Here is a 6,196-nt window from a genome sequence, read left to right on the forward strand (position 1 = left end):
CTGTCCCCAACCCATCAGTTTCCCCGGAGCACACCCATGAGCGAGATCCCTGGCGACCTCAAGTTCCTCAAATCCCACGAGTGGGCCCGCGTCGAAAGCAGCGGCCGCGTGACTGTCGGCATCTCCGACCATGCGCAGGGCTTGCTGGGCGACTTGGTCTACGTCGAACTGCCTGGCGTCGGCGACACCGTGCAGGTCGGCAACGGCGCGGCAGTGGTGGAGTCGGTCAAGGCCGCCTCCGACGTCTACAGCCCGGTCAGCGGCACCGTCGTCGAGGTCAACAGCGCACTCACCGACAAGCCGGAGACCATCAACGAAGACGCCTACGGCGATGGCTGGATCTTCGTGGTCGAACTCGACGACAAGGAAGAGCTCAACGACCTGTTGTCGCCGGACGAGTACGCCGAGCTGCTGGAAGACGACGCGCACTGACCTCGCCTCGCCAGTCGCAGATCCGGATGGCCGCTCGTTGGAGCGGCCATTTTTTTGCCTGCGCGGCGGTGGCGGCGCGCCGGTCCCGTTTGGCGATGGCGTGCGTCTTGCCGATCTGCGCGCAACCGGCCAGCGACGGCTGGCGATCGCAGTCCACGCCTTTGCCGATGTTCGACAACGACACACTCGCCAGGACACGCACGCCACATCGTCGAACGCGACGCGACTGTCGCGGTGTCGGATTTCTGACGTGAGCCAGTCGTGAGGAGATGGCGTGCAGCCGGTGAAAAATGTTTGCAGCATCGCGTGCGTCCAAGCTCGGACACGGTGTGCAACGCATGCTGTTGGCAGCGCGTGCGGATGCACGCATGGGGCAAGAACGGCGCAATAAGTTTGCGCATTTCTGCTTGTGCGACGCCTCGAGCAAGGTTGGCGGATAAAAAATTTTCAGCTGGCGGACAGGCGGCGCGCACTGCGGCGAGCAGGCTTGCGCCGCTACGTTGGTGCAGTGGGGAACATCGCACTCGTTTGCCTCGCTAAAAAAAAACAGCACAAAAGAAGTGCTTTTTTGAAAACCCCGTTGCGCGACTGCCTACGAAGGACAGCTACGCGCGCCATCGCGCGACGTCTCTGGAGCATCTCGACAGGACACGTCGCGACGCGGCGTCGAAAAAAAAATGCAAAAGAGTGTTGACAGTAAAAAAAAGCGTGATTAGGTTTCGCCCAGCAGACGTTGCTGCGAAAGAGAGTGAGCAGAATCGACATCAAGCCGACACGCTTGTTCCCGATGTCCACCGAAGCGCTATCCACGGTGGAGTTGGGTCCGCTTCTCTCCAAAAAAGCAGCAGTCGCTCCGATCACGCACCCGCGTCGCTGTTCGATGCGGGTGTTTCTGTATCCGTCCCGTCGCGCATTACCTGCGGACGGTTCCCGACGACGGCGTGCCGTTGCGGGGTTTGCTTCAACTGGGCGTTTCACCTCCATAGTTCACTGACGAGGAGCCAATTACATGGCCACTGCAAAAGCTGCGAAAAAGAAACCCACTGCCAAGAAAGCAGTGAAGAAGACTGCCGCCAAGAAGGCCGTCAAGAAGGTCGCCAAAAAGGCAACCGCCAAGAAGGCAGTGAAGAAGACTGCTGCCAAGAAGGCCGTCAAGAAGACTGCAAAGAAGGCAACCGCCAAGAAGGCAGTGAAGAAGACTGCAAAGAAGGCAACCAAGAAGACTGCCGCCAAGAAGGCAGTGAAGAAGACTGCAAAGAAGGCGACCAAGAAGACCGCCGCCAAGAAGGCAGTCAAGAAGACCGCCAAGAAAGCAGTAAAGAAGACCGCGAAGAAGGCAGTTGCCAAGAAGGCGACCAAGAAGTCCGCCACCAAGAAGACTGCCGCCAAAAAGCCTGCTGTGAAGAAGGTCGCCAAGAAGAAGCCGGCCGTTCGCAAGAAGAAGGCCGCTCCGGTCGCGCTGCCCGCAACCCCGGCGCCGCTGATCTGATCTGTAGTACCCGATCGCCGTAGACATCGAGCTCTCTCCCCGACGCCCAGCGGGGAGGGAGCTTTTTTATTGGCTCGCCCAAGGCGGCCATGATCCGGTGAATGCCGATCGCGCGCAGGCAGCCGCAGCGATCGCCACCGGACGCACCGCGATCCGCGTGCCGGGATGTCAGGCAGGGTGACCGTGCCTATCGCCGCACCCTCGCCACTGGCTATTTGTCACTCGCTTTCTCTGGTCCAACGCTGCCGGTGGGCTGGGCCGCTGCGCCACCTATGCAGCTGGCCACCGTCTATCCCGATCAGTCGTGCTGCCATCGCCTGGTGTCGCGGTGCGATGTACTGGTCGGTGCGAAGCGGGGGAGATGCATTGGGTAGCATCGTGCGGGGGCGAGCTATCCGCCGGCTTCTCGGCGAGGTCTTACGCACGCACTCGATAAGCTTGCCCAGGCGTGCACCGGCATGACCTGCACCGCATGGCGGTGGAGCGATGCCCGGCCTTCCGGCTACTGATGTCAGCATGCCCCGATGCAAGCCTGCAGCCCAGAAACAACACAGGCGGCCGAAGCCGCCTGTGTGCGAGGTCGCGGCAACACCAACTCAGCGCGGCGATGCCACCGACTTGCCGGACGAGGCACCCTTGCCGGCAGGATCGGGACGCTCGGCCAGCATGTTCTCGCTGCCGAAGTCGCCATCCACATCGATATCCAGCCAACGCTTGGCAGGCAGACCCAGCGCACGATCCAGAATGGTCGGCAACATGCCGGAGGGCAGGCCGCTCTCGCCGTTCCACATGATCGCGATGCCGAGATCGCGCTCGGGCAGCAGCGCGACCAGGCCGCGATAGCCCTGCACCGCGCCGGCATGGAAGACAACCTGGTGGCCGGCGTAGTCGAACACGCGCCAGCCCAGCGCGTAGCTGGCAGCGTCTACACGCTCGTGGCGCCAACCCGAGCGCATCTCCCCAGGCGTGGAGATCAGCGGCGCGTGCAGCGTCGCCAGCAGCGGCGCAGGCAGCACGTCGGTGCGGTGGCCGGTGTGCGCGAGCAGCCACTGCGCCATGTCGCTGGCGCTGGCATTGACGCCGGCAGCGGGAGCCAGACGGTAGTAGGTCGGCTTGGGCGTCAGCGACACCCAGCCATTGCGGCTGCGCACGTGCGGGCGCGCCCAGCGCGGGCTGGCCTGGATACCGGCCAGACCCATGCTCGCATCGTTCATGCCCAGCGGCTTGAAGATGCGGCGCTCCACCGACTGCTCGTAAAAGCTGCCCGACGCAGCAAACACCACATCGCCGACCAGGCTGAAGGCGACGTTCTGGTACGCATAGCAATCGCCGGGCGCGCAGCGCAACGGCGCGGCGGCGAGCTTGTGGCTGAGCGAGTAGTAGTCGACGTTGGATTCGATATCGTTGTCGTAGGCATTGCGGGTCAGCCCGACGCGGTGGCTGAGCACCTCGGCGACGGTGAGCTGCCGGGTGGCGACGTTATTGCTGAGCTGGAAGCCGGGCACGTAGTCCACCACCTTGCTGTCCCAACGCAGCACGCCGTCGTTGACCAGCAACCCAGCCATGGTGCCGGCGAAGGCCTTGGACAGCGATGCCAGACGGAACACGGTGTGGGCATCGACCGGCTGCGGGTGATTGACGTCGGTGACGCCGTAGCCGCGTGCGCTCAGCACCTTGCCGCCCTGCACGATGGCCATCGCCATGCCGGGCAAGCGATTGCCGTAGGTCAACTGGTTGGCCATCGATTCGAACGCGGCCACGTCGAAACCGGCCGCCGGGGCAAGCACCTGGCTGGCCGGGAGCGATGCGCGATACTGCAGCGGAGCAGTGGGCGACTGGACGACGGTGGCCGGCAGCAGCGCAGAGGCAGCCGGCGCAGGTGTCTGCGCGGTGGAAGAGAGGGCCAGAGGCAATAACGCCCCGAGCAGCCCGATGGCCAACGGTCGGAACCGTCGGCGCCTGCGCATTTGAGTCATGGTTGTCCCGCCTGTTCCACTGCCTCCGATGATTCTAGCGCCGCGCTTCGCAATAGCACAAACTGCCGGAAGATGAATGGGCATCATATTGATCCTATTGACGATTTTAGGTTCATAAATCGGCCTGCGCGGCGCTTTTCCAGCGCAACCCGGAGCCTGTGGGGAGATAGCTGCAAGCAGCGTGCCGTAGCTACACGCAATCGATCTGGTGCGTCCTGCCCGCTGCTGCTGGTGATGCAGCGCGGCATCGGCTAACTTGCGCGCTTGTTTCGCGGGTGTTGCCGCTGCCATGTCCCTGCTGTCGCGCCCGTTGATGCGAGCGAGCTTTACCCGATGATCAGCCTATCTTCGCCGCGCTCGGCGGCTGGCCGTTTGAGCGCGGCATTGCGCAGCTCGCCGCCGCTGGCGTGGTCGTTCCTGTACTTCTTCTGCCTGCTCAGCGGTTACTACGTGCTGCGCCCGGTGCGCGAGGCGATGAGCGCGTCGGCGGATGTGGAAGCGATCTTCCCCACCGGCATGACCGCTTTCTTCGCCGCGCATGGCGTGCCGCTTAAAGACTTCACCCTGCAGGTGCTGTTTACCTGCACCTTCCTGATCATGGTGTTGCTGCAGCCGGTCTACGGCGCGCTGGTCAGCCGCTACCCGCGCCGGGTGTTCCTGCCGGCGGTCTATGGCTTCTTCATCGCGACCCTGTTGCTGTTCTACGTGTTGTTCGACAGCGGCGTGCCCGGGCGCGGCATGGCGTTCTTCCTGTGGGTGACCGTCTTCAACCTGTTTGCGGTGGCGGTGTTCTGGAGCTTCATGGCTGACGTCTTCAGCAATGCCGAAGCGCGCAATTACTACGGTTACATCGGTGCGGCCGGCACGCTGGGCGCGTTTCTCGGTCCGATCCTCACCCGCACACTGGTCGAGCGCATCGGCATCGCACATCTGATGCTGGTGCCGGCCGGGTTTCTGACCGTGTGCGTGGTGTGCGTGCTGCGTCTGCGCCTGTGGGCGGTTGCGCGCGAGCAGGAGCGACAGCTGGGCTCCGGCGAGGTGCCAATGGGCGGCGATGTGCTGGGCGGGCTCAAGCTGATCGTGCGCGAGCCGTTGCTGCGCTGGCTGGCCTTCATGGTGCTGTTCGGCGTGGGCGTCGGCACCTTGCTCTACAACGAGCAGGCAGCGCTGGTACGCCGGCTTTACACGGACGCAGCGGCGGCCACCGCCTACTACGCGAGCATCGACCTGGCGATCAACGCGCTTACCCTGGTGTTGCAGCTGCTGGTGACGCGCGCGCTGCTGTCGCGTTTCGGCATCGCACCGGCGCTGTTGATTCCGGGCGTGGCGATCACGCTGGGCTATGCCGTGCTGACGGCCTCGCCGTTGCCGATGATGCTTGCGATCGTGCAGGTGATCACCCGCTCCAGCGAATTCGCACTCGCCAAGCCCGCGCGCGAGACCTTGTACACGCGCGTCGACCGGGAATGGCGTTACAAGGCCGGCGCGGCGATCGACACCGTGATCTACCGCGGTGGCGATCTCACCTTCGTCTGGGTGCACAAGCTGGTGTCGGCCTTCGGCTCCAGCGCGGTGTTCGGTGTCGGTCTGCTGGTGGCATCGGGCATGACCCTGGGCGCGTTCGGCCTGCTGCGCGAGGCGCGCAAACTGCCCGCAGAGCGCGATGCGGAGACTGGCAATCAGGTCTCCGACTAGGAGCGGTCAACAAGTGGCCTGGTTGCAGGACCCTTGCTCGCCCACCCTCGCGGGACACGCCGCAAGTACTTCCCAGTAGGCTCTTACGCGGGATCCATGCCGCGTAAGGTCCCGCGACGGTGGGCGGGCAAGGACCTGTGAAGCTAGTCGGTGTGCATGGTGTTAAACAAAACAGCCGGCAACCGGTGCGCTGTCCTCGCCCGCGCCTGGACGCTGTGTGTTTGCTGCGGGGTCCTTGCCCGCCCACCATCGCAGGACACGCCGCAAGTACGTCCTTGTAGCAACTGTGTTGTTGGAGGGGGTTCTGACCGTTCTGGAAGCCGGGCACGGGAGCGCCGGCCGCTGGTCAGCAGCCGACGGCTTCATCGAGAGCATGGACTCTCAGGTCGGGACGGTTTGGACGTCTGCGGCGTGAGCGTCTCGTACTCGCGCGTTGAGGATGACGAGCATCTTGCGCATCGCCGCCACCACGGCGACCTTGCCGGGCTTTCCGCGTGCCCGCAGCGACCGATAAAACTCCCGGATCGGCGGCTCGTGCTGGATCGCAGACAGGCACGCCATGTACAGCACGTTGCGGACCTCGAGCCGCCCGCCGCGGAACCTC

Annotated in this window: 4 protein-coding genes and 1 pseudogene; 3 read left to right on the plus strand and 2 right to left on the minus strand. The window is 64.0% G+C overall.

Annotation, left to right across the window (positions count from 1 at the left end; genetic code table 11):
• Positions 1-36: 36 nt before the first annotated feature.
• Positions 37-432: a glycine cleavage system protein GcvH gene (gene gcvH / locus LL972_RS00865; RefSeq protein WP_228326006.1), complete on the plus strand. Its 396-nt coding sequence runs from the start codon at positions 37-39 to the stop codon at positions 430-432.
• Between the two features lie 1,009 nt (positions 433-1,441).
• Positions 1,442-1,921, plus strand: coding sequence for a hypothetical protein (locus tag LL972_RS00870; protein ID WP_039519650.1), 480 nt, complete (start codon positions 1,442-1,444; stop codon positions 1,919-1,921).
• Positions 1,922-2,517: 596 nt separating this feature from the next.
• Here LL972_RS00870 and LL972_RS00875 read toward each other — a convergent pair.
• The gene (locus LL972_RS00875) at positions 2,518-3,861 is read right to left on the minus strand and encodes a serine hydrolase domain-containing protein (protein ID WP_228326007.1); all 1,344 of its coding nucleotides are present in this window, start codon (positions 3,859-3,861) and stop codon (positions 2,518-2,520) included.
• A gap of 369 nt (positions 3,862-4,230) precedes the next feature.
• Between LL972_RS00875 and LL972_RS00880 the strand changes: the two genes are divergently transcribed.
• Entirely contained in the window at positions 4,231-5,592 is a 1,362-nt protein-coding gene (locus LL972_RS00880; protein WP_228326008.1) for an NTP/NDP exchange transporter, read from the plus strand.
• Positions 5,593-5,973: 381 nt separating this feature from the next.
• Here the strand turns inward: LL972_RS00880 and LL972_RS00885 are convergent.
• Positions 5,974-6,196, minus strand: a pseudogene (locus tag LL972_RS00885) (IS110 family transposase); the annotation flags it as partial.

The sequence above is a fragment of the Xanthomonas campestris pv. asclepiadis genome (assembly GCF_020784175.1).
In the GTDB taxonomy this organism is placed as follows: domain Bacteria; phylum Pseudomonadota; class Gammaproteobacteria; order Xanthomonadales; family Xanthomonadaceae; genus Xanthomonas; species Xanthomonas campestris_D.

Coding starts and splice junctions, on each gene's coding strand:
- LL972_RS00880 (WP_228326008.1), top strand. CDS start 4,231: ATGATCAGCCTATCTTCGCCGCGCTCGGCGGCTGGCCGTTTGAGCGCG.
- LL972_RS00870 (WP_039519650.1), top strand. CDS start 1,442: ATGGCCACTGCAAAAGCTGCGAAAAAGAAACCCACTGCCAAGAAAGCA.
- gcvH (WP_228326006.1), top strand. CDS start 37: ATGAGCGAGATCCCTGGCGACCTCAAGTTCCTCAAATCCCACGAGTGG.